The sequence below is a fragment of the Cupriavidus sp. SK-4 genome, from assembly GCF_000611125.1.
Taxonomy (GTDB): Bacteria; Pseudomonadota; Gammaproteobacteria; order Burkholderiales; family Burkholderiaceae; genus Cupriavidus; species Cupriavidus necator.
The window spans coordinates 1-22,485 of the sequence record NZ_JFJW01000151.1; the positions used below are offsets into that span (position 1 = coordinate 1).

The following is a 22,485-nucleotide window of genomic DNA, read 5'->3' on the forward strand; positions in this document are numbered from 1 at the left end:
GCCGCCACCCCCGCCGCCACCCGCGGCACCCACGCCGACGCTCGTGCCGCCGCCGTAGTACGGGGGCACCTGGGCCACGTCCAGGCGGGTCAGGAACGTCCTCTCGGTGACGCGGCCAAGCTTGATGGTGGCGTTCACCGGAGTGACCTGCGGCGGCTGCGGCGTGCTGCTGCAGGCAGCCAGCACCGGCAGCAGGCCGCACAGGACAAGGTAGGGCAGGGTCTTCATGGCGAGATCAGGCCGGTCTTGAGCCGGCCAAGCAGTCGGAACAGGGCGCGCCGGTCGGTCTCGGCCAGGCTCGAGAACAGTTGCCCGATCCAGTCCTCATGCGCGCGCGCCATGCGCGAGAACGCGGCGCGCCCGGCCGGGGTCAGGCGGATCAGGTAGGCACGGCGGTCAGTGGGCAGGGCCTCGCGCGAGACCAGGCCTTCCTGCTGCAGCTGGTCGGTGATGCCGGTGACGTTGCCGCCGGTCACCATCATGCGGCGGGACAGCTCGCCCATCTTCAGGCCTTCCGGATGGCGGTCGAGCTGCGCCATCAGGTCGAAGCGCGGCAGCGTGCAGGCAAAATCCTGGCGCAGCCGCGAACGGATATCGCCCTCGATCAGGGTGGTGCAGGTCAGCAGCCGCAACCACAGCCGCAGGGCTTCGTGCTCGGTCTGGTCGGCGCGGGTTTCAAGGTCGACCGGCGCGCTTTCGGCGCCGGCGGCAGGGGACGGGTTTGGCATCTTCAGTGCATCGGTGCGCAGGTGTGCGGCCGCAGCCGCCAGGGGCCGCCCGCGGGGCGGGCAGCCGACATTTGATGCCTCAAGTATATGCGCGATACGCGCCGCCGCCCTGCCGGCGATCAAATCGGCGTCAATCCACCTTGGCGCCGGAATCCTTGACCACCTTGGCCCACTTGGCGGTTTCGGCGCGGATGAACGCGGCGAACTGCTCCGGCGTGTTGCCGACAGGCTCGGCGCCCTGCGCCTGCAGGCGTTCGCGCACGGCCGGGGCATTCAGCGCCTTGGCCACTTCCTGCTGGATGCGGTGGATGACGTCCGGCGGCGTGCCGGCGGGCGCCAGCATGCCGAACCAGGAGCTGGCTTCATACTGCGGCAGGCCCGCGGCCTGGGCAATGGTCGGCACGCCCGGCAGCGCCGGCGACGGCCTGGCGCTGGTCACCGCCAGCGCCTTGAGCTTGCCGCTCTTGATCAGCGCCATCGACGACGGCAGGTTGTCGAACATCACCTGCATGGTGCCCCCGGCCAGGTCCGTCAGCGCCGGCCCGCTGCCCTTGTACGGGAAGTGGACCATGAAGGTCCGGGTCTGCGTCTTGAACAACTCCCCGGCCAGGTGGATCGACGTGCCATTGCCGCTGGAGGCCATGTTGATCTTGCCGGGGTTGGCACGCGCGTAGGCGATCAGGTCCTTGACGCTGTTGATCTTGTTCTGCTGCGCAAACACCGGGTTCAGCACCAGCACGTTGGGCACGGCCGCCACCTCGGTGATCGGGGCGAAGTCCTTGATCGGATCGAACGGCAGCTTGCCGTACAACGACTGGTTGATGCCATGGGTGCCCACGGTGCCCATCAGCAGCGTGTAGCCGTCCGGCGCGGCCTTGGCGACGATATCCGCGCCGATATTGCCGCCGGCACCGGGCTTGTTGTCGACCACCACGTTCCAGCCCGGCAGCCTGGCCAGCTCCGCGGCCACGGCGCGGGCCAGGATGTCGGTGGTGCCGCCGGCGGCAAAGGGCACCACCAGCCGGATCGGCTTGGCCGGGTACGGGTCGGCGGCCAGCGCCGACTGGCTGGCGAGCGCGGCAAGGCTGGCGGACAGCAGCAGCGCGACGGCGCGCCGGCGATTGGCTTGCATGGGTAGGTCTCCAGATGGGCGCCGCTCGTGTGTCCGGTGGCGGCTATGGTCTGTGCATTCTAGTCGGCGGCCGGGGTGGCGCCGATGAGGTGATGCCCTATGGGTGTGAGGCCGTGCCAATGAAAAAAGGCACCCGGGGGTGCCTTTCCAGTTCGAGCGGGATTTGCTTAGAACTTGTGGCGGATGCCGATGGCGGCGCCAATCATCTTGTCTTCGCCGGTACCCAGGAAGTAACCATTGGCGAAGCTGATCGCCGAGGTGTCGAAGTTCAGGCCGGCGTTCTTCGAGAAGGCCGTGGTCAGGTAGATGTCGGTACGCTTGGACAGGTTGTAGTCGGCGACGAACGAAATCTGCCAGGGGTTCTTGATGTTGTTGGTGACGTTGGTGGTGGCGGCGGCCGGGTTGAAGTTCTTGACGTCGTCGTAGTAGTACGCCAGCGTCAGGCCCAGTGCCGACGTGACCTGGTAGTTGGCACCGACCCAGTAGTAGTTATCCTTCAGGATCGTATTGTCGTTCACATGCTTGCTCATGCCCCAGCGATAGCCAGCCATCAGCTTGGCCGGACCGAAGGCATAGCTGGCAGCGACCGCGGCTTTCTTGAATTCGCCGGTGCCGCCGGCGGCGTTCAGGGTCGGGTTGTACTGGTCATAGGCGCCGCTGATGCCGAACGGGCCGGCTGACCACGACACGCCGGCACCGTACCCGGTGTCGCGGCGGAACTGGCCGGCGACTTCGCCACCGCCGGCAACGCCGTTACCGAACGACCAGTGCGCGACCGCGGTCACCGGGCCGAACTTGCCGGTGTACTTGGCGGTGTTGTCCGAACGGAAGTTCAGGCCCAGTTGAGCGACCACCGGCTCGTACTGGGTGGCATAGCCGGTCGGCGAAAAATTGGCCATCATGTCAAACAGCGAGGTGTACTGGCGACCGAAGGTCACGCGGCCCACCTGGGCGCTTTCCAGGCCGACATAAGCCTGACGACCGAACAGGCGGCCGCCTTGCTGCGAGCGCCCGTCGTCCAGGCCGAAACCGCTTTCCATCACGAACAGTGCCTTCAGGCCGCTGCCCAGGTCTTCCACGCCACGCAGGCCCCAACGCGAACCGGACAGGCCGCCGGACGACATGCGGAAGAGGTTCTCCGACGGGCCGGTCGCAAATCCGTTGGCCGCCGACGGCGTGACGCTCGACATATTGCTCACGTACTCGATGTTGGCATCCACCACACCGTAGAGCGTGACGCTCGATTGGGCCTGCGCCGCCCCAGCAAATGCGCCAAGCGCTGCCAGCGCCAGAAGCGATTTCTTCATGCTCGTTGATCTCCACTGTAAGAATTATTGGTGACGGCCCGGGAGAACCTCCTGTTGGTCTCCATCCCCCGTGCGTCAAACTTCCTTGGAAGTTGCGAAGTACTGTAACAAACAACCCTTAATTCACTAGTCAGGCCAACCCCCCTTGTCTTCTTTTAACAACTCAGGGTTTCTGAGTAGCCGGGCGCATCAATGCAAGGCAGGATGCGGGCTAGCGCCGATTAGAGGCAAGCTACAATGCGGGTAATCCCGATGGCCCCTGCGCGTGCCGCGCCGCGGCTGCGCACCCCACGATGGCAGGGACTGCCGGGAACGAAGACCAACTGCCTCTGCGACATGGACACCCTGATCAAAGAATTCGACGTGGCATTGCGCGCCATTGCCGGCGCCACGCGCACCGCGCGCGCCAACCCGGCTGACCGGCTGGCGCCGGACACCGAACAGATGAGCGCCGATGAACGCCGCCACGTGGCCGGGCTGATGCGCATCAACCATGTCGGCGAGGTCTGCGCGCAGGCCCTGTACCAGGCCCAGAAGCTCACCGCGCGCGACGGCGCGGTGCGCGCGCAGATGGATGCCGCCGCGCGCGAAGAGGAAGACCACCTGGCCTGGTGCGCCGAGCGCCTGCGGGAGCTGGGCTCGCGCCCGAGCCTGCTCAACCCGCTGTGGTACGCCGGCGCCTTCGCCATCGGCTGGGTGGCTGGCCGCGCTGGCGACCGTGTCAGCCTGGGCTTCGTCGCCGAGACCGAGCGCCAGGTCGAGCACCACCTGGGCGGGCACCTGGACCGCCTGCCCGAGGCCGACGGCCGCTCGCGCGCCATCCTTGAGCAGATGCGCGACGACGAGATCCGCCACGGCGACGCCGCGCGCGATGCCGGCGGGATCCCGTTGCCCGCCCCGGTGCGGGCGCTGATGCGCGGCGCCTCGCGCGTGATGACCACCGCCGCCTACCGGATCTGAGCCGGCCCTGCCTGCCCCGCGCCGGCCCTGGTTCCGGCGGGGCTGGCGGGCAATTGTTGTATCCTTCCTTCGCGCGACGGGGCAGGTCTTTCCCGTGCCGCCGGCAGTTCCTCCGCAAGTGGTTCTCAGGTGGTTTCTCGGCTTTCCTCCCTAAGATCTTCATTTCATTAAGGATTCACTTTTTGGGTGCGTGAAGTGTGCGCGCTAAGTCATTGTTCTGATTCAAAAAAACTCGTTTGCTGCTCTGCAACCAGCCTTGACCCGCCATATCGCTTCCTCTAAAGTGGGAAATAGTGTGAGGAAGTGTATTTTTGTGTGAAATTGGGCCCCGGCCGTGGGATGATGTCGCCATAGTCGGAACAGAAGGGATTCACGCGCATGCTGGCCGACAACCGGCCGGCATGGACCGGGAGCAAGCTTGTTTCAGGGAGCATCGGCACTCTCGCTGGATGCCAAGGGGCGGATGTCCATTCCATCCCGGCACCGCGAGGCGCTGCAACAGCAGGCCGAGGGCCGGGTGACGCTGACCAAGCACCCGGATGGCTGCCTGTTGCTGTTTCCCCGGCCCGAGTGGGAAACCTTCCGCACGCGCATTGCAGCGCTGCCGATGGATGCGCACTGGTGGAAGCGCATCTTCCTGGGCAACGCCGCCGACGTGGAAATGGACGGCGCGGGTCGGGTGCTGATCGCCCCGGAACTGCGCAGTGCCGCCTTGCTCGACAAGGAAGTCATGCTGCTCGGCATGGGCAGCCATTTCGAAGTGTGGGATGCCGCGACCTACGCCGCCAAGGAACAGCAGGCGATGGCGCAGGGCATGCCCGAAGCATTGAAGAATTTCTCTTTCTGACGAGGTCATGAGTCCTACCGGAACGCCGGCAACCCCCGCCCTGCGCCATCGCACCGTGCTGCTGGACGAGGCCGTCGACGCCTTGGTCTGGCGGCCCGACGGGGTCTATGTCGACGGCACCTTCGGCAGGGGAGGGCACAGCCGGGCGGTGCTGGCCCGGCTGGGGCCAGACGGGGCCCTGGTTGCATTCGACAAGGACCCAGCAGCAATCGCAGAAGCGGGCACCATCAAGGATGCCCGCTTCTCCATTGAGCACGCGAGCTTTGCGGCCATGGCCGAGCGCCTGTCGGGGCGCGGCCACGTCGCTGGCGTGCTGCTCGACCTGGGGATCAGCTCGCCCCAGATCGACGAGGCGGCGAGGGGGTTTTCCTTTCGTTTCGAGGGCCCGCTGGACATGCGCATGGACACCACGCACGGCATCACTGCCGCGCAGTGGCTGGCGCAGGCGGATGAGCAGGACATTGCCAGGGTGATACGAGACTATGGGGAAGAACGGTTTGCTGTACAGATTGCAAAGGCGATTGTTGCTCGCCGGAGCGAACCCGGCGATGGCGGACCCATCGCCACTACTGCCGACCTTGCCGCGCTCGTGGCGAAAGCCGTCAAGACACGCGAGAAGGGTCAGGACCCTGCGACCCGCACCTTTCAGGCTCTACGGATTCACGTCAATCAAGAGCTTGAGGACCTCGAAAGAGGGCTGAAGGCGGCGTATGAACTGCTGCAGGTCGGAGGGCGCCTGGTGGTGATCAGCTTCCACTCGCTGGAGGACCGCATCGTCAAGCGGTTCATGGCGGCGCACGCCCGTCCCCAGCAGGATGCCGACCCGGCGCTGCGCCGCGCGCCGCTGCGCGCGGCCGACCTGCCACAACCGACGCTGCGCCTGCTCGGCCGCTACAAGCCGGGCACTGAAGAGGTGGCCGCCAACCCGCGCGCGCGCTCGGCCGTGATGCGCGTGGCCGAGAAGCTGGCCCCTGCCGCGACCCCTGCGGGCGGAGGCGCACGCGCATGAACCGCCTGACCTTCTTCCTGCTCGCCGCGCTGATCCTGTGCGCGCTGTCGCTGGTGAGCGCGCAGCACCAGGCGCGCACGCTGTTCGTCGCGCTGGAGCGGGCCCAGGCTGAAGAGAAGCAGCTCGATATCGACTGGTCGCGCCTGCAGTACCAGCAGAGCGCGCTGGGCAAGAGCGCGCGCATCGCCGACGCGGCGCGCGCGCAGCTGAAGATGGCGCCGGTCAACCCCGGCAAGACCCAGTACCTGTCCGGCATCGTGCTGCCGCCGCCTGCCGAGGCGGCGCCGGCCAGTGCCGCGGAGGCGCGCCGATGAGCATGGCCCGTCCCAACCCGCCCCGCCGTGACCGCAACGGCACCGCCTCCCGCCCGCGCAGCGGCCAGTTCTCGGCCAGCCCGGTGCTGGGCCTGCGCCTGCCGATGTGGCGCTCCAAGCTGGTGGTGTTCCTGATGTTCGCGGCCTTCGGCGCGCTGGCCTTGCGCGCGGCCTGGATCCAGGGCCCCGGCAACCAGTTCTACGAGGCCGAGGGCAAGAAGCGCTTCCAGCGCACGCTGGAGCTGCCGGCCACGCGCGGCAAGATCCTGGACCGCAACGGCCTGGTGCTGGCCACCAGCCTGCCGGTCAAGGCCGTCTGGGCGGTGCCCGAGGACGTGCCCAACCAGGTCGAGGCCGCCAAGATCCGCCAGCTGGCCAGGTTGCTCGGCATGTCCGAGAAAGACCTGGGCAAGAAGCTGTCCGAGGACAAGGGCTTCGTCTACCTGAAGCGCCAGGTGCTGCCTGACGTCGCCGACAAGATCGCCGCGCTGAAGATCGAAGGCATCCACCAGACCCGCGAATACAAGCGCTTCTACCCGGAAGGCGAGGCGATGGCCCACATCGTCGGCTTTACCAACGTGGAAGACCGCGGCCAGGAAGGCGTGGAACTGGCGCGTGAGCCCGGCCTGGCCGGCCGCGCCGGCGCGCGCCAGGTGATCAAGGACCGCCTGGGCCGCGTGGTCGAGGACGTCGGCGTGCTGAAGACCCCGCGCGACGGCGAGGACATCCAGCTGTCGATCGACGCCAAGATCCAGTACCTGGCCTATAACGAGCTCAAGGCCGTGGTCGAAAAGCACAAGGCCAAGGCCGCCAGCGCGGTGGTGCTCGACGCCCAGACCGGCGAAGTGCTGGCGCTGGCCAACTGGCCCACCTACAACCCCAACGACCGTACCCGGCTGTCCGGCGAGCAGCTGCGCAACCGTGTGCTGACCGATACCTTCGAGCCGGGCTCGATGATGAAGCCGATCACGGTCGGCCTGGCGCTGCAGCTCAAGCGCGTGACGCCGTCCACGGTGATCACCACCACCGGCAAGTACAACTTCGAAGGCGCCACCATCAGCGATACCCACAACTACGGGGCGCTGACGGTGAGCGGCGTGATCCAGAAGTCGAGCAACATCGGCACGACCAAGATCGCGATGATGATGAAGCCGCAGGAAATGTGGGACATGTACACCAGCATCGGCCTCGGCCAGGCGCCCAAGATCGGCTTCCCCGGCGCCGTGGCCGGCCGCGTGCGTCCGTTCAAGAGCTGGCGCCCGATCGAGCAGGCCACCATGTCATACGGCTACGGCCTGTCGGTTTCGCTGTTCCAGATGGCGCATGCCTACACCATCTTCGCGCATGACGGCGAGCTGATCCCGGTGTCGATGTTCCGCACCAGCGGCCCCGCCACCGGCGAGCGCATCCTGTCGCCCCAGGTGGCCCGCGACGTGCGCGCCATGATGGAGACCGTGACCGCGCCTGGCGGCACCGCCCCCGAGGCGCAGGTGATGGGCTACCGCGTCGGCGGCAAGACCGGCACCGCCTACAAGCATGAGGGCCGCGGCTATAACCGCAGCAAGTACCGCGCCTCGTTCATCGGCCTGGCGCCGATGTCGAATCCGCGCATCATCGTGGCCGTCAGCGTGGACGAGCCCACCGCGGGCAGCCACTACGGCGGCCCGGGGGNNTGGTGGCCGGCCCGGCGTTCGCGGCCATCACCGGCGGCACGCTGCGCGCACTGAATGTGCAGCCCGACTCGCCGATCCGCCAGCTGGTGGTCAGCGACAAAGTGCAGGAGAGCGAACCGTGGAGCTCGACCCAATGACGGCCAAGCCACTGCTCCCGCTCGAGGTCGCCGCCCAGGCCAGCAACGCGCTGGCCTGGCTGCGTACCAACGTGGCCGCCGCCGCGCAGCTGACCGGAGATACCCGGCGCCTGGCGCGCGGCGATGTGTTCTTCGCTTACGTGCTCGGCAACGCGCGCCTGGCCAGCGACGGCCGGCCCTATATCGCCCAGGCGATCGCCGCCGGCGCGGGGGCCATCGTCTATGAGGCCGACGGCTTCGACTGGCCCTTCGGCGACGTCGTGCCGCACCTGGCGGTGATCCGCCTGCACCAGCTGGCCGGCCCGATCGCCGCCGGCTGGCACGGCAACCCGGTGCGCGGCCTGGCCGTGACCGGCATTACCGGCACCAACGGCAAGACCTCGTGCAGCCAGTGGCTGGCACGGGTGCTGCAGGCCGCCGGCACGCCCTGCGCGACCATCGGCACGCTGGGCACCGGCTTCCCGGGCGCGCTGCAGGCTACCGGCTTCACCACGCCCGACGCGGTGCAGCTTCAGGCCAGCCTGGCGTCCCTGCACGACGCCGGCGCGCGCGCCGTGGCGATGGAGGTGTCCTCGCACGGGCTGGAGCAGGAGCGCGTGGCCGGCACGCATTTCTCGGTGGCGGTGCTGACCAACCTGACCCAGGACCACCTTGACTACCACGGCTCGATGGCCGAGTACGAGGCCGCCAAGGAGAGCCTGTTCCGCTGGGACGGCCTGCGCACCGCGGTGGTCAACCGCGACGACGCCATGGGCCAGCGCCTGCTGGCCGCGGATGCCGCCGCCATCGGCGCGCCGCACGTGATCGAATACGGCATCGATGGCCCCGGCGCGGCCACGCTGCGCAGCCCGCGCGGCGAATGGCTGCGCGCTACCAACGTGCGCGCCACGCCCACCGGCACCGCCTTCCATATCGACGGCAGCTTCGGCAGCGCCGAGATGGCCACGCCGATGATCGGCGCCTTCAACGTCAGCAACCTGCTGGCGGTGCTGGGTGCGGCGCTCGCCAACGGCGTGGCGTGGGACGCGGCCATCGCCGCGCTGCGCGCGCTGACGCCGGTCGAAGGGCGCATGGAGTTGTTCGGTGCCGCCGGCGGCCCGGATGCGCCGCTGGCCGTGGTCGACTACGCCCATACGCCGGACGCGCTGGCGCAGACGCTGGCCGCGCTGCGCCCGGTGGCGCAGGCGCGCAACGGCCGCCTGTGGTGCGTGTTCGGCTGCGGCGGCGACCGCGACCCGATCAAGCGCCCGCTGATGGGCGCGGTGGCCGAGCGCGAGGCCGACGAGGTCATCCTGACCAGCGACAACCCGCGCAGCGAAGACCCGCAAGACATCCTGGACGCCATTGCCGACGGCATGGCCGAGCGCGCGCGCGCGCGCCAGATCGAAGACCGCGCCGCCGCCATCCTCTATGCCGTCAAGCACGCAGCACCGGCCGACGTGGTGCTGGTGGCGGGCAAGGGCCATGAGGCCACCCAGGAGATCCAGGGCCGCAAGCGCCCGTTCTCCGATCGCGAACATGTACGACTGGCGCTTGCCACCCGTGGAGTATCGGCATGAGCCAGACCCCAATGACCACCTTGCAGCAAGCCGCCGGCTGGATCGCCGGCGCGCGCGTTTGCGGCGACGGCGCCGTGAAGTTTTCGCGCGTGCATACCGACAGCCGCAGCGTCGAGCCCGGCGACCTGTTCGTCGCCCTCAAGGGCGAGCGCTTCGACGCGCATGACTTCATCGCCGACGTGGTGGCGCGCGGCGCTGTCGCCGTGCTGGTGAGCCGCGAGGTCGATGCCGGCGTGCCGGCCATCGTCGCGCCGGACACGCGCATTGCGCTGGGCGAACTGGGCGCCGGCTGGCGCCGCCAGTTCACGCTGCCGGCGGTGGCGGTGACCGGCAGCAACGGCAAGACCACGGTCAAGGAAATGATCGCGGCCATCTTTGCCGCGGCGGTGGGCGGGGACCAGCGCCTGGCCACCGGCGGCAACCTGAACAACGATATCGGCCTGCCGCTGACGGTGCTGCGCCTGCGCGCCACGCACAAGCTGGCGGTGCTGGAGCTCGGCATGAACCATCCGGGCGAGACGGTCTACCTGGCCGGCATCGCCCAGCCCACCGTGGCGGTGATCACCAACGCGCAGCGCGAGCACCAGGAGTTCATGGTCAGCGTGGAAGCCGTCGCCCACGAGCACGCTGCCGCGATTGCGGCGCTGCCTGCCAACGGCGTGGCGGTGTACCCGCTCGACGCGGAAAGCGGCGGCGCCCACGCGCCGGTGTGGCGCAATGCCGCGGGCGCGCGCCGCGCGCTGTCGTTCGGCACCTCGCAGCGGGCCGATGTGCACGCCACCGTGACGCTGGTCGACGGCGCACAGCTGATGCAGGTACGCGCGCCTGGCCATGCCTTCGACGTGCGCCTGGCGCTGCTGGGAGAGCACAACGTGCGCAACGCGCTGGCCGCCATCGCCTGCGCGCTGGCCGCGGGGGTGCACGTGCCGGCGATCCAGCGGGGCCTGGCCGGGTTCCAGGCGGTCAAGGGCCGGCTGCAGGTCAAGTACACGCCGGGTGGGACGGTCGTCATCGACGACACATACAACGCCAACCCCGACTCCATGCGCGCCGCCATCGACGTGCTGGCCGGCTTTGCCGCGCCGCGCGTACTGGTGCTGGGCGACATGGGCGAAGTGGGCGACCAGGGCCCGGCATTCCACGAAGAGATCGGTGCCTACGCCAAGGCGCGCGGCGTTGGCACGCTGTGGGCGACCGGTGAACTGGCCGTGCATGCGGTGCAGGCATTCGGCGCGGGCGGCCGGCATTTCGGCAGCGCGGAAGCACTGGTAAAGGTGCTGGAGGAAGACAGCAGGGGCATGGTGGCGCAAGTGGGCGCCGTGCTGGTGAAGGGATCGCGCTTCATGCGCATGGAACGGATGGTCGCGGCGCTGGTCGCAGACACTTCCGCACATTAAATAAGACAACACGATGTTATTGGCTCTGGCCCAGTGGCTGCAAAACGACTACAGCTTCCTCCGGGTCGTCAACTACCTGACTTTCCGCGCGGTGATGGCCAACCTCACCGCGCTTCTGATCGGGCTGGCGTTTGGTCCGTGGGTGATCCGCAAGCTGACCGAGCTGAAGGTCGGCCAGGCGGTGCGCACCATCGGCCCGCAGACCCACCTGGTCAAGGCCGGCACGCCGACCATGGGCGGCGTGCTGGTGCTGGTCTCGATCGCGGTGTCGACGCTGCTGTGGTGCGACTGGGGCAACCGTTTTATCTGGGTGGTGATGCTGGTCACCTTCGGCTACGGCGCCATCGGCTGGGTCGACGACTACCGCAAGGTGGTGTATCGCGACCCGCGCGGCATGTCGAGCCGCGAGAAATTCTTCTGGCAGACGCTGATCGGCCTGGTGGCCGCGGTCTACCTGGCGTTCTCGGTGTCGGAAAGCAGCAACGTGAAGGTGTGGGACCTGTTCCTGAGCTGGGTCGAGGGCGGGCTGTCGCTGGACATGCCGTACAAGTCCAACCTGATCGTGCCTTTCTTCAAGGAGATCAGCTACCCGCTGGGCGTGGCCGGCTTCATTGTGCTGACCTACCTGGTGATCGTGGGCTCGAGCAACGCCGTCAACCTGACCGACGGCCTGGACGGGCTGGTGATCATGCCGGTGGTGCTGGTCGGCAGCGGGCTGGGTGTGTTTGCGTACGTGATGGGCAGTGCGGTCTACAGCAAGTACCTGCTGTTCCCGCATATCCCGGGCGCGGGCGAGCTGCTGATCTTCTGCTCGGCGCTGGGCGGGGCGGGGCTGGCCTTCCTCTGGTTCAACGCGCACCCGGCGCAGGTCTTCATGGGCGACGTCGGCGCGCTGGCGCTGGGCGGCGCGCTCGGCACCGTGGCGGTGATCGTGCGCCAGGAGATCGTGCTGTTCGTGATGGGCGGCATCTTCGTGGTGGAAACCCTGTCGGTGATGGCGCAGGTGACGTGGTTCAAGATCACCAAGCGCCGCTATGGCGAAGGCAGGCGGCTCTTCAGGATGGCGCCGCTGCACCACCATTTCGAGCTGGGCGGCTGGAAGGAAACCCAGGTCACGGTGCGCTTCTGGATCATCACCATGCTGCTGGTGCTGATCGGGTTGTCGACGCTGAAGTTGCGTTAATGGTTGCGCGGGTCAGGGACTGACGGCGCTTTCTATATAGATACAGGAAACCAAAGGCAGGAAATCGAAGTGTTTGGCGAGCTGCAAAAACCTCATGTGCTGGTACTGGGCCTTGGTGAGTCGGGCCTGGCCATGGCGCGCTGGTGTGGCCTGAACGGCTGCGCGGTGCGCGTGGCCGACACGCGCGAGGCGCCCGCCAACCTTGTCTTCCTGCAGGCCGAGCTGACTTCGGCCGAATTCGTCGGCGGCCCGTTCGCCGACAGCCTGCTCGACGGCATCGGCCTGGTCGCGATCAGCCCGGGCCTGTCGCCGCTGGAAGCCGCCACCGGCGCGCTGCTGGCCGCGGCGCAGGCGCGCGGCATCCCGGTGTGGGGCGAGATCGAGCTGTTCGTGCGCGCGCTGCGCCACCTGGGGGCCGAGTCCGGCTACGCGCCGAAGATCCTGGCGATCACCGGCACCAACGGCAAGACCACCACCACCGCGCTGACCGGCCGGCTGGTGGAGCGCGCCGGCAAGAGCGTGGCGGTGGCGGGCAATATCAGCCCGTCGGCGCTGGACAAGCTGTCGGCCTGCATCGCCTCGGCATCGCTGCCGGAGGTGTGGGTGCTTGAGCTGTCCAGCTTCCAGCTGGAAACCACGCACACGCTGGCGCCCGCCGCGGCCACTGTGCTCAACGTCACCCAGGACCACCTGGACTGGCATGGCTCAATGGAAGCCTATGCCGCGTCCAAGGCGCGCATCTTCGGGCCGGCTGGCAGCGAGTGCGTGCAGGTGCTCAACCGCAACGACCGCCTGACCATGGACATGGCGCGGCCCGGGCGCACGCCGCTGACCTTCGGCACCGACCTGCCGGAAACGCCGGGAAGCTTCGGCATTCTGCGCGAGGGCGGCATGCCCTGGCTGGTGCTGGCCGAACCGGATTCGGAAGCGGAAGGGGAGGGCAAGCCGCGCCGCCGCAAGGCCGCCGAGGTGGTCCAGGAAGCCGTGCCGGTGCGCCACAAGCGCCTGATGCCTGCCGACGCGCTGCATATCCGCGGCATGCACAACGCCACCAACGCGATGGCCGCGCTGGCGCTGTGCCGTGCCATCGACCTGCCGATGAACGCACTGCTGCACGGCCTGCGCGAATACCGCGGCGAGCCGCACCGCGTGGAGTGGGTTGCCACCATCGACGATGTCGAGTATTTCGACGACAGCAAGGGCACCAATGTCGGCGCCACCGTGGCCGCGCTGTCGGGGCTGGACAAGCGCGTGGTGCTGATCGCCGGTGGCGAAGGCAAGGGCCAGGATTTCTCGCCGCTGGCCGCGCCGGTGGCGCAGTACGCACGCGCAGTGGTGCTGATCGGCCGCGCCGCGGGTGAGCTGCGCGATGCACTGCAGGGCAGCGGTGCCAGCCTGGTCGACGCCGCCACGCTGGAAGAGGCCGTGACCAAGGCTGCCGGACTGGCCGAGAACGGCGATGTGGTGCTGCTGTCGCCGGCGTGCGCCAGCCTCGACATGTTCCGCAACTACGTGCATCGCGCCGAGGTGTTCCGCGGCGCAGTGGAAGAACTGGCGCTGTCCCGGGGGATCCTGCCATGAGCGAAGCACAGGTCAAGCGCAGCGGCTTTATCGGCGCCACCATCGGCAATGCCTGGGGTGGCCTGCGCGACGCCGTGTCGGGCGTCAAGCCGACCCGCTCGCGCATGATGGAGTACGACCAGCCCATGCTGTGGGTGTCGATCGTGCTGCTCGCGCTCGGCCTGGTGATGGTCTATTCGGCCTCGATCGCGCTGCCGGACTCGCCGCGCTACGCCAACTACCGCGAGAGCCACTTCCTGATGCGCCATGCGTTCGCGCTGGGGATCGGGCTGTCGGTCGGGCTGGCGTCGTTCCAGATCCCGGTCAAGGTGTGGGACCGCTACGCGCCCAAGCTCTTTATCTTCGCGCTGATCCTGCTGGTGATCGTGCTGGTGCCGTTCGTCGGCAAGGGCGTGAACGGCGCGCGGCGCTGGATCCCGCTGGGCGTGATGAACTTCCAGCCGTCCGAGCTGATGAAGCTGGCGGTGGTGCTGTACGCCGCCAACTACACCGTGCGCAAGCAGGAGTGGATGCAGACCGTGTCCAAGGGCTTTTTGCCGATGGGCGTGGCGGTGGTGGTGGTGGGCATGCTGCTGCTGCTCGAGCCCGACATGGGCGCGTTCCTGGTGATCGCCGCGGTGGCGATGGGCATCCTGTTCCTGGGCGGCATCAACGGCAAGCTGTTTGCCGGGCTGGTGGGCGTGGCAATCGGCGCGTTCGCGCTGCTGATCACGGCTTCGCCCTGGCGGCGCGAGCGGATCTTTGCCTACCTGAACCCGTGGGAAGAGAGCAACGCGCTGGGCAAGGCTTACCAGCTGACGCACTCGCTGATCGCCTTCGGCCGCGGCGAATGGACCGGGGTGGGGCTGGGCGGCAGCATCGAGAAGCTGCACTACCTGCCCGAGGCCCATACCGACTTCATCCTGGCGGTGATCGGCGAGGAATTCGGCTTTATCGGCGTGCTGGTAGTGATCGTGCTGTTCTACTGGCTGGTGCGGCGCGCCTTCAATATCGGCCGCACCGCGCTGCAGCTCGATCGCACCTTTGCCGGCCTGGTGGCCAAGGGCATCGGCGTGTGGATCGGCTGGCAGACCTTTATCAATATGGGCGTGAACCTGGGCCTGCTGCCGACCAAGGGGCTGACGCTGCCGCTTGTCAGCTATGGCGGCTCGGGGATCTTGATGAACTGCGTGGCGTTGGCGATTCTCTTGCGGATCGACTACGAAAATCGAGTATTGATGCGCGGAGGGAAGGTATGACCACCCTGCATCAAACTTCGATGCTCGCTATCCCGCATGTGGGTGAAGCCACGCGCGGCGCGTGCGATCACAATCGCGGACTTGCGCGCGGAGGGCAGGCATGACCGCACCGCGCACCTTGCTCGTGATGGCCGGCGGCACCGGGGGACACGTGTTTCCGGGGCTGGCGGTCGCGCACGCGCTGCGCGAGCAAGGCTGGAAAGTGGTCTGGCTGGGCAACCGCACCGGCATGGAAGCCACGCTGGTGCCCAAGCACGACATCCCGATGGAGTTCATCCAGTTCGGCGGGCTGCGCGGCAAGGGCCTGGTGACCAAGTTCCTGCTGCCGCTGAACCTGCTGCGCGCATTCTGGCAGAGCATAGCCGCGCTGCGCCGGGTGCGCCCGAGCGTGGTGCTGGGCATGGGCGGCTATATCACCTTCCCGGCCGGCATGATGGCGTCGCTGCTGGGGCGGCCGCTGGTGCTGCACGAGCAGAACTCGATCGCCGGACTGGCCAACAAGGTGCTGGCCAAGGTGGCCGACCGCGTGCTGTGCGCGTTCCCGGACACGCTGCCCGGCGGCGAATGGACTGGCAACCCGGTGCGCGAGGAACTGGCGCACCTGGACGCGCCCGAAGCGCGCTATGACCAGCGCAGCGGCCCGCTGCGCATCCTGGTGGTCGGCGGCAGCCTGGGCGCTGCGGCACTGAATGAGGTGGTGCCCAAGGCCATCGCGCTGCTGCCCGAGGGCGAGCGCCCGGTGGTCACGCACCAGGCGGGCGCAAAGCAGATCGACACGCTGCGCGCCAACTACGCGGCAGCGCAGGTGCCCGCGCAGACCCTGCCGTTTATCGACGACATGGCGCGCGCTTACGCCGATGCGGACCTGGTGATCTGCCGCGCCGGCGCGATGACGGTGTCGGAAGTGGCCGCGGCGGGCGTGGCGGCGATGTTCGTGCCCTTCCCGCATGCGGTGGACGATCACCAGACCACCAACGCGGAATTTTTGTCGAAGCAGGGCGCGGCCCTGCTGGTGCAGCAGAAAGACCTGACGGCCGAGGGGCTGGCGCAAACCATCGCCAGCCTGACCCGGCCGCAGCTGAAAGACATGGCGCGCCTGGCGCGCGGACTGGCCAAACCTGAGGCAACCCGGCGCGTCGCCGAGATCTGCAGTCAGCTGGCCAGGGACTGAAGCCTATTTAAGCAGCAATCGAATGAAGCATATCGTCAAGAACATCCACTTCGTGGGCATCGGCGGGGCCGGCATGAGCGGCATCGCCGAGGTCCTGCTGAACCTGGGATACAAGGTCTCGGGCTCGGACGTGGGCAACAATGCCGCCACGCGGCGCCTGGCTTCGCTGGGCGCCACGGTCATGCACGGGCATGACGCGGCCAATGTGACCGGCGCCAACGCGGTGGTGGTATCGACCGCCGTCAGCGGCGACAACCCCGAAGTGCTGGCCGCCCGCAGCAAGCGCATCCCGGTGGTGCCGCGCGCGGTGATGCTGGCCGAACTGATGCGCCTGAAGCAGGGCGTGGCCATTGCCGGCACGCACGGCAAGACCACCACCACCAGCCTGGTGGCGTCGGTGCTGGCCGAAGGCGGGCTCGACCCGACCTTCGTGATCGGCGGCCGGCTGAACTCGGCCGGCGCCAACGCGCGCCTGGGCACGGGCGACTTCATCGTGGCCGAGGCCGACGAGTCGGACGCATCGTTCCTGAACCTGTTCCCGGTCATCGAGGTCATTACCAATATCGATGCCGACCACATGGACACCTACGGGCATGATTTTGCCCGGCTCAAGCAGGCGTTCATCGAATTCACGCAGAGGTTGCCGTTCTACGGCATCGCGGTGCTGTGCGTGGATGACCCCAACGTGCGCGAGATCCTGCCGTTCGTGTCCAAGCCGGTGGTGCGCTACGGCTTTGCCGAGGATGCCCAGATCCGCGCCGTGGACGCGCGCGCGGTCGACGGCCAGATGCACTTCACCGTGCAGCGCCAGCTCAACGGCCATGCCGAGCCGCCGCTGGAGATCGTGCTGAACCTGCCCGGCCTGCACAACGTGCAGAACGCGCTGGCGGCGATCGCCATCGCCACCGAGCTGGAGGTGCCCGATGCCGCCATCGTCAAGGCACTGCGCGAGTTCCACGGCGTGGGCCGGCGCTTCCAGCGCTACGGCGAGGTGGCCACGCCCGACGGCGCCGGCACCTTCACCCTGGTGGACGACTACGGCCACCACCCGGTGGAGATGGCGGCCACGCTGGCCGCTGCGCGCGGCGCGTTCCCGGGGCGCCGCCTGGTGCTGGCGTTCCAGCCGCACCGTTTTACCCGTACGCGGGATTGCTTTGAAGACTTCGTCAAAGTGCTGGGCACCGTCGATGCCCTGCTGCTGGCCGAGGTCTACGCCGCCGGCGAAGCCCCGATCGTGGCCGCCGACGGCCGTGCGCTGACCCGCGCGCTGCGCGTGGCCGGCAAGGTCGAACCTGTTTTCGTGGAGCAGATGGAAGAAATGCCGCAGGCCATCCTGGATGCCGTCCGGCCGGGCGATGTGGTCGTGACGATGGGTGCGGGCTCGATCGGGGCCGTGCCGGGGCAGCTGGTGTCGCACCAGCAATCGACGCAATCAACGCAGGGAGGCCAGGCATGAGCTTCGTCGCCCATCCCAATATCGATCCCAAGTCGCTGGGCAAGGTCGGCGTGCTGCTGGGCGGGCGCTCGGCCGAACGCGAGATCTCGCTGATGTCAGGCAACGGCGTGCTGGCCGCGCTGCAGTCGCGCGGCGTGGACGCGCACGGCTTCGACCCGGGCCTGCAGGGCGTGGCCGAGCTGGCCGCGGCCGGCTTTGACCGCGTCTTTATCGCACTGCACGGCCGCTACGGCGAGGACGGCACCATCCAGGGCCTGCTCGAGCAGCTGGGCGTGCCGTACACCGGCAGCGGCGTGCTGGCTTCGGCCATGGCCATGGACAAGCAGGCCACCAAGCGCCTGTGGATGACCCATGACCTGGCCACGCCGCGCTTTGCCATGCTGCATGCGGATACTGATTTTGATGCCGTGGCGGCCGACCTGGGCCTGCCGCTGATCGTCAAGCCGGCGCGCGAGGGCTCGTCGATCGGCCTGACCAAGGTCACTGCCGCCGGCCAGATGCGCACGGCGTTCGAGAAGGCCGCGGCGCTGGACAACGACGTCATTGCCGAGACCTTTATCGACGGCGCCGAGCTGACTTGCCCGATCGTGGGCGAGGGCGACAGCGCCGAAGCGCTGCCGGTGATCCGCATTGTTGCGCCCGAAGCCAACTACGACTATCAAAATAAGTACTTTACTGACGATACCCAGTACTTGTGCCCGTCGGGCCTGGATCCTGAAGTCGAACGCGAGGTCCGGGCACTGGCGGTGCAGTCCTACCGCGTGCTGGGATGCCGCGGCTGGGCGCGCGCCGACCTGATGCTGCGCGCCGACGGCAAGCCTTTCCTGCTCGAGATGAATACCTCGCCCGGCATGACCGGCCATTCGCTGGTGCCGATGGCGGCGCGCGCGGTTGGCATCAGCTACGAGGACTTCGTGATGCAGGTGGTGGCCGCGGCCACGCTGGACCTGCATCCCAACGAGCATTGGAAACCCGAATAACGCAACCGAACAGGACCGCACCGGACCATGTGGCATAACGCACGCCTGCTCAACCTGATCGCCTCCGCGCTGTACGCGCTGGTGGTGCTGATGGCGCTCGCGGCAGGTCTGCTGTGGCTGGCGCAGCGGCCGGTGTTCGCCATCACCCATGTCGAGATCGGCCCGCTGGACGGCGGCGCCCTGCGCCACGTGAACGCGCCCAGCGTGCGTGCCAGCGCGCTGGGCAAGCTGACCGGCAATTTCTTCACGCTGGACCTGAACGCGGCCCGGCAGGCGTTTGAGTCGGTGCCCTGGGTGCGGCGCGCCAGCGTGCGGCGCGAATGGCCCAACGGCCTGGCGGTCGAGGTCGAGGAGCACGAGGCACTGGGCACCTGGGGCACGCCCGACAGCGGGCGCCTGATCAATACCTATGGCGAGGTCTTTGTCGCCAACACCGCCGAGGCGGAAGAAGACGCACAGCTGCTGGCGCTGGACGGGCCGCCGGACAGCGAGGGCGACGTGATCGAGAAGCTCGAGGTCATGCGCCAGTGGTTCAAGCCGCTCAAGGCCGAGCCGCTGGCGGTGGCCCTGTCTGGCCGCTATGCCTGGCGCGCGAAGCTGTCCAACGGCATGGAGGTCGAACTGGGCCGCGAGCAGAACGATGAGGATCGCGTGGCGATGGACCAGCGGGTCCGGCGCTTCGTCGCGGCCTGGCCGCAGGTCACCCAGCAATGGGGCAGCCAGATCGAGTATGCCGACCTGCGTTATCCCAACGGCTTTGCCATCCGCGCCGCCAATGCCCGCTTCCTGACCGAGGCGCAGATCGCAGCGGCGGTCAGGGCAGAGAAGGCGGCGAAGGCAGCGAAGGCGGCCAAGCCGGCGCCGGCGGCAGCAGCGGTTTCAGGTACTTCCAACAACAATCCGACGCGACTGAAGAGCAAGAACGCGGAGAAAACCCGATGAGCAAGGAATACAAGGACCTGTTGGTCGGTCTGGATATCGGCACCTCGAAGGTGGCGGCGGTGGTGGCAGAACTGCGCCCCGACGGCAGCTACGAGGTGATCGGGATGGGCCAGTCAGAGTCCAAGGGTCTGAAGAAAGGGGTCGTGGTCAATATCGAGGCCACCGTGCAGTCGATCCAGAAGGCGCTGGAAGAGGCCGAGCTGATGGCCGACTGCAAGATTTCAGAGGTCTTCACCGGCATTGCCGGCAGCCACATCCGCAGCTTCAACTCCAGCGGCATGGTGGCGATCAAGGACAAGGAGGTCACGCAGACCGACGTGGCGCGCGTGATCGAGACCGCCAAGGCGGTCAATATCCCGACCGACCAGCAGATCCTGCACATCCTGACGCAGGAATTCATCATCGACGGCCAGGAAGACGTGCGCGAGCCCATCGGCATGAGCGGCATCCGCCTGGAAGTGAAGGTGCATATCGTCACCGGCGCGGTCAGCGCCGCGCAGAACATCGTCAAGTGCGTGCGCCGCTGCGGCCTGGAAGTGCACGACCTAATCCTGCAGCCGCTGGCTTCCAGCCTGGCGGTGCTGACCGAGGACGAGAAGGAACTGGGCGTGGTGCTGGTCGACATCGGCGGCGGCACCACCGACATCGCCATCTTCAGCGAGGGCGCGATCCGGCATACGGCCGTGATCCCCATCGCCGGCGACCAGATCACCAACGACATTGCGATGGCGCTGCGCACGCCGACGCCCGACGCCGAGGACATCAAGATCCAGTACGGCATCGCCAAGCAGGCGATCGCCGACCCGGACGACATGATCGAGGTGCCCGGCGTGGGCGACCGCGGCACGCGCACGCTCAGCCGCCAGGCGCTGGCCGCGGTGATCGAGCCGCGCATCGAAGAGCTGTACTCGCTGGTGCACCAGGTGGTGCGCGAGTCGGGCTATGAAGAACTGTTGTCGTCCGGCGTGGTCATCACCGGTGGCACCGCGATGATGCCGGGCATGGTCGAGCTGGGCGAGGACATCTTCCTCAAGCCCGTGCGCGTGGGCGTGCCGGAGTACCGCGGCAACCTGCACGAGGTGGTGAAGAGCCCGCGCTACGCGACCGTGATGGGCCTGCTGCTGGAAGGCCGCGTGCAACGCATGCGCGGACGCAAGGTGGCCGTGCAGAGCGGCTCGGTCAAGCAGGTGTGGACCCGCATGAAGGAATGGTTTGTCGGCAATTTCTGATCAATGCGGAAATTGACGCGCTGAAGATGCAACGGTGCGCAGGCAGGGCGGTCTACCGGACAGGCCTGTGTGCTCAGTGGAAGTTTTCTGGTTTTCTTTTTTTGGTTTCTTGTTCAGAAACCAGGGGTTGCGGCGGGGAGGCTGCATCGTCTGGGGACTGATTTTTCTCGGAGGCAGTGATGGACTTTGACATGATCGAAACGGAAGTGCAGGACGGCACCATCATCAAGGTGGTCGGCGTGGGCGGCGCGGGCGGTAACGCCGTGCAGCACATGATCAGCCGCGGCGTGCAAGGCGTCGAATTCATCTGCATGAACACCGATGCCCAGGCGCTCAAGCGTTCGAGCGCTTCGCGCGTGCTGCAGCTTGGCAATACGGGCCTGGGCGCTGGCGCCAAGCCGGAAGTCGGCCGCGGTTGTGCCGACCAGGCCCGCGAGCAGATCGCCGACTCCCTGCGCGGCGCGCACATGGTCTTCATCACTGCCGGCATGGGCGGCGGCACCGGCACGGGCGCCGCGCCGATCGTCGCGCAAGTGGCCAAGGAGATGGGCATCCTGACCGTGGGCGTGGTCAGCAAGCCGTTCGACTTCGAAGGCGCGCGCCGCGCCAAGGTGGCCGAACACGGTTCCAGCGAGCTGGAATCGAGCGTCGACTCGCTGATCGTGGTGCTTAACGAGAAGCTCTTCGAAGTGATGGGCGACGACGCCGAGATGGACAAGTGCTTCCAGTGCGCCGACGACGTGCTGCACAACGCGGTGGCCGGCATTGCCGAGATCATCAACGTTGACGGCCTGGTGAACGTCGACTTCGAAGACGTGAAGACGGTGATGGGCGAGCAGGGCAAGGCCATGATGGGGACGGCCACCGTGTCGGGCGTTGACCGCGCCCGCCTGGCGGCCGAGCAGGCCGTTGCCAGCCCGCTGCTGGAAGGCGTGGACCTGTCCGGCGCGCGCGGCGTGCTGGTCAACATCACTGCCAGCCGTTCGCTGAAGCTGTCGGAAACCAAGGAAGTCATGAACACCATCCGCAGCTACGCCGCGGAAGATGCGACCGTGATCTTCGGTACGGTGTACGACGACTCGATGAGCGATGCGCTGCGCGTGACGGTGGTGGCCACGGGCCTGGGCCGCTCGGCCAAGAAGCAACAGCCGATGACCCTGCTCAAGACCGGCACGGACAACATGCCGGTGCAGATGATGGCCAACATGACCGCCGCCGCGGCCACGCACAGCTCGCCGGACTACAGCAACCTGGATACGCCGGCAGTGTGGCGCAGCTCGCGTGAGTCGGCGTCGGCCCACGTGGCGGCGCTGCAGGAAAAGGGTGTGGATACGTACGACATCCCGGCCTTCCTGCGCAAGCAGGCAGACTGAGCCCTGCCTGGCGCGGCATCGGTGCCTCCACCGGCCGCCTGACGGAACGCGTCGCCTTGTCGCGATGCACGTGCGCTCCCCATCCGCGCGTGCCTTGCATGGACTGACGTGAACCGCCGGGCTGCTGGCGGCGCCGCGCCTGCGCCGGACTGAGCTTCACCCGCATCCCGTTGCCGGGACGGGCGTGCCGCTGGCCGCCTCCCCGGACTGGTTTCCCGCCTTCCCGGTCGGGATGTATCAGCGTCCGCGCGGCGCACCCAAGAGGTGCG

19 protein-coding genes and 1 pseudogene are annotated in these 22,485 nt (G+C 67.7%); 16 read left to right on the plus strand and 4 right to left on the minus strand.

From position 1 onward, the window contains the following. The 4 genes and pseudogenes from CF68_RS29970 to CF68_RS29985 all read right to left on the minus strand — a co-directional run. Positions 1–228 (minus strand): annotated as a pseudogene (locus CF68_RS29970) (hypothetical protein); the annotation flags it as partial. Beyond that, complete coding sequence (locus CF68_RS29975; protein ID WP_035826172.1) at positions 225–728, minus strand: MarR family winged helix-turn-helix transcriptional regulator; 504 nt, start codon at positions 726–728, stop codon at positions 225–227. The pseudogene CF68_RS29970 and the gene CF68_RS29975, both read right to left, overlap by 4 nt. Positions 729–858: 130 nt before the next feature. Next, complete coding sequence (locus CF68_RS29980) at positions 859–1,860, minus strand: tripartite tricarboxylate transporter substrate binding protein (RefSeq protein ID WP_035826139.1); 1,002 nt, start codon at positions 1,858–1,860, stop codon at positions 859–861. 167 nt (positions 1,861–2,027) lie between these two features. Beyond that, positions 2,028–3,167, minus strand: a complete 1,140-nt coding sequence (locus CF68_RS29985) for a porin (RefSeq protein ID WP_035826141.1) — start codon at positions 3,165–3,167, stop codon at positions 2,028–2,030. A 336-nt stretch (positions 3,168–3,503) separates the two neighbouring features. On the opposite strand from CF68_RS29985, the gene coq7 reads away from it, so the two are divergent. The 16 genes from coq7 (at position 3,504) to ftsZ (ending at position 22,216) form a co-directional block, all read left to right on the plus strand. After that, positions 3,504–4,127 carry a 2-polyprenyl-3-methyl-6-methoxy-1,4-benzoquinone monooxygenase gene (gene coq7, locus CF68_RS29990; protein ID WP_035826173.1) on the plus strand — a complete coding sequence of 208 codons (624 nt, stop codon included), beginning with the start codon at positions 3,504–3,506 and terminating at the stop codon, positions 4,125–4,127. Between the two features lie 418 nt (positions 4,128–4,545). Beyond that, positions 4,546–4,974 (plus strand): division/cell wall cluster transcriptional repressor MraZ, encoded by a 429-nt coding sequence (mraZ, locus tag CF68_RS29995; RefSeq protein ID WP_013958082.1) that lies wholly within the window; start codon positions 4,546–4,548, stop codon positions 4,972–4,974. Positions 4,975–4,981: 7 nt separating this feature from the next. Further along, the gene (gene rsmH, locus CF68_RS30000; RefSeq protein WP_035826143.1) at positions 4,982–5,983 is read left to right on the plus strand and encodes a 16S rRNA (cytosine(1402)-N(4))-methyltransferase RsmH; all 1,002 of its coding nucleotides are present in this window, start codon (positions 4,982–4,984) and stop codon (positions 5,981–5,983) included. Next, the gene (gene ftsL / locus CF68_RS30005; RefSeq protein WP_018310608.1) at positions 5,980–6,297 is read left to right on the plus strand and encodes a cell division protein FtsL; all 318 of its coding nucleotides are present in this window, start codon (positions 5,980–5,982) and stop codon (positions 6,295–6,297) included. The genes rsmH and ftsL overlap by 4 nt, the downstream gene beginning before the upstream one ends. Continuing rightward, positions 6,294–7,968, plus strand: a 1,675-nt coding sequence (locus CF68_RS30010) for a peptidoglycan D,D-transpeptidase FtsI family protein (protein ID WP_369798925.1), incomplete at its 3' end; no start/stop codon positions are given. The genes ftsL and CF68_RS30010, both read left to right, overlap by 4 nt. A 135-nt stretch (positions 7,969–8,103) precedes the next feature. Then, positions 8,104–9,666, plus strand: a complete 1,563-nt coding sequence (locus CF68_RS30015) for a UDP-N-acetylmuramoyl-L-alanyl-D-glutamate--2,6-diaminopimelate ligase (RefSeq protein ID WP_035826146.1) — start codon at positions 8,104–8,106, stop codon at positions 9,664–9,666. Next, a complete protein-coding gene (gene murF / locus CF68_RS30020) occupies positions 9,663–11,063 on the plus strand; it encodes a UDP-N-acetylmuramoyl-tripeptide--D-alanyl-D-alanine ligase (protein WP_035826150.1) in 1,401 nt (466 codons plus the stop codon). Before CF68_RS30015 ends, murF begins: the two co-directional genes overlap by 4 nt. A gap of 13 nt (positions 11,064–11,076) precedes the next feature. Beyond that, a complete protein-coding gene (mraY, locus tag CF68_RS30025; protein ID WP_035826152.1) occupies positions 11,077–12,246 on the plus strand; it encodes a phospho-N-acetylmuramoyl-pentapeptide-transferase in 1,170 nt (389 codons plus the stop codon). A gap of 69 nt (positions 12,247–12,315) precedes the next feature. Continuing rightward, entirely contained in the window at positions 12,316–13,827 is a 1,512-nt protein-coding gene (gene murD / locus CF68_RS30030) for a UDP-N-acetylmuramoyl-L-alanine--D-glutamate ligase (protein ID WP_035826154.1), read from the plus strand. After that, positions 13,824–15,065, plus strand: coding sequence for a putative lipid II flippase FtsW (gene ftsW / locus CF68_RS30035; protein WP_035826156.1), 1,242 nt, complete (start codon positions 13,824–13,826; stop codon positions 15,063–15,065). Before murD ends, ftsW begins: the two co-directional genes overlap by 4 nt. A gap of 100 nt (positions 15,066–15,165) precedes the next feature. Next, positions 15,166–16,236 carry an undecaprenyldiphospho-muramoylpentapeptide beta-N-acetylglucosaminyltransferase gene (murG, locus tag CF68_RS30040; protein ID WP_035826159.1) on the plus strand — a complete coding sequence of 357 codons (1,071 nt, stop codon included), beginning with the start codon at positions 15,166–15,168 and terminating at the stop codon, positions 16,234–16,236. A gap of 22 nt (positions 16,237–16,258) precedes the next feature. Then, a complete protein-coding gene (gene murC / locus CF68_RS30045; protein ID WP_035826163.1) occupies positions 16,259–17,692 on the plus strand; it encodes a UDP-N-acetylmuramate--L-alanine ligase in 1,434 nt (477 codons plus the stop codon). After that, positions 17,689–18,672, plus strand: a complete 984-nt coding sequence (locus tag CF68_RS30050) for a D-alanine--D-alanine ligase (protein ID WP_035826165.1) — start codon at positions 17,689–17,691, stop codon at positions 18,670–18,672. The genes murC and CF68_RS30050 overlap by 4 nt, the downstream gene beginning before the upstream one ends. A 27-nt stretch (positions 18,673–18,699) precedes the next feature. Beyond that, positions 18,700–19,614, plus strand: a complete 915-nt coding sequence (locus CF68_RS30055) for a cell division protein FtsQ/DivIB (protein ID WP_010814766.1) — start codon at positions 18,700–18,702, stop codon at positions 19,612–19,614. Then, positions 19,611–20,843, plus strand: a complete 1,233-nt coding sequence (gene ftsA / locus CF68_RS30060) for a cell division protein FtsA (protein ID WP_010814765.1) — start codon at positions 19,611–19,613, stop codon at positions 20,841–20,843. The genes CF68_RS30055 and ftsA overlap by 4 nt, the downstream gene beginning before the upstream one ends. A gap of 179 nt (positions 20,844–21,022) precedes the next feature. After that, on the plus strand, positions 21,023–22,216 hold the full coding sequence (gene ftsZ / locus CF68_RS30065; protein WP_035826167.1) for a cell division protein FtsZ: 1,194 nt from the start codon (positions 21,023–21,025) through the stop codon (positions 22,214–22,216). The last annotated feature ends 269 nt before the right edge of the window (positions 22,217–22,485 follow it).

Bases quoted from the DNA above. Each gene is read 5' to 3' on its own strand.
- coq7 (WP_035826173.1), top strand. From the start codon at position 3,504: ATGGACACCCTGATCAAAGAATTCGACGTGGCATTGCGCGCCATTGCC.
- murC (WP_035826163.1), top strand. From the start codon at position 16,259: ATGAAGCATATCGTCAAGAACATCCACTTCGTGGGCATCGGCGGGGCC.
- CF68_RS29975 (WP_035826172.1), bottom strand. From the start codon at position 728: ATGCCAAACCCGTCCCCTGCCGCCGGCGCCGAAAGCGCGCCGGTCGAC.
- CF68_RS29985 (WP_035826141.1), bottom strand. From the start codon at position 3,167: ATGAAGAAATCGCTTCTGGCGCTGGCAGCGCTTGGCGCATTTGCTGGG.
- ftsW (WP_035826156.1), top strand. From the start codon at position 13,824: ATGAGCGAAGCACAGGTCAAGCGCAGCGGCTTTATCGGCGCCACCATC.
- murG (WP_035826159.1), top strand. From the start codon at position 15,166: ATGACCGCACCGCGCACCTTGCTCGTGATGGCCGGCGGCACCGGGGGA.
- ftsZ (WP_035826167.1), top strand. From the start codon at position 21,023: ATGGACTTTGACATGATCGAAACGGAAGTGCAGGACGGCACCATCATC.
- murF (WP_035826150.1), top strand. From the start codon at position 9,663: ATGAGCCAGACCCCAATGACCACCTTGCAGCAAGCCGCCGGCTGGATC.
- ftsL (WP_018310608.1), top strand. From the start codon at position 5,980: ATGAACCGCCTGACCTTCTTCCTGCTCGCCGCGCTGATCCTGTGCGCG.
- CF68_RS29980 (WP_035826139.1), bottom strand. From the start codon at position 1,860: ATGCAAGCCAATCGCCGGCGCGCCGTCGCGCTGCTGCTGTCCGCCAGC.
- rsmH (WP_035826143.1), top strand. From the start codon at position 4,982: ATGAGTCCTACCGGAACGCCGGCAACCCCCGCCCTGCGCCATCGCACC.
- mraY (WP_035826152.1), top strand. From the start codon at position 11,077: ATGTTATTGGCTCTGGCCCAGTGGCTGCAAAACGACTACAGCTTCCTC.
- CF68_RS30055 (WP_010814766.1), top strand. From the start codon at position 18,700: ATGTGGCATAACGCACGCCTGCTCAACCTGATCGCCTCCGCGCTGTAC.
- CF68_RS30050 (WP_035826165.1), top strand. From the start codon at position 17,689: ATGAGCTTCGTCGCCCATCCCAATATCGATCCCAAGTCGCTGGGCAAG.
- CF68_RS30015 (WP_035826146.1), top strand. From the start codon at position 8,104: ATGACGGCCAAGCCACTGCTCCCGCTCGAGGTCGCCGCCCAGGCCAGC.
- ftsA (WP_010814765.1), top strand. From the start codon at position 19,611: ATGAGCAAGGAATACAAGGACCTGTTGGTCGGTCTGGATATCGGCACC.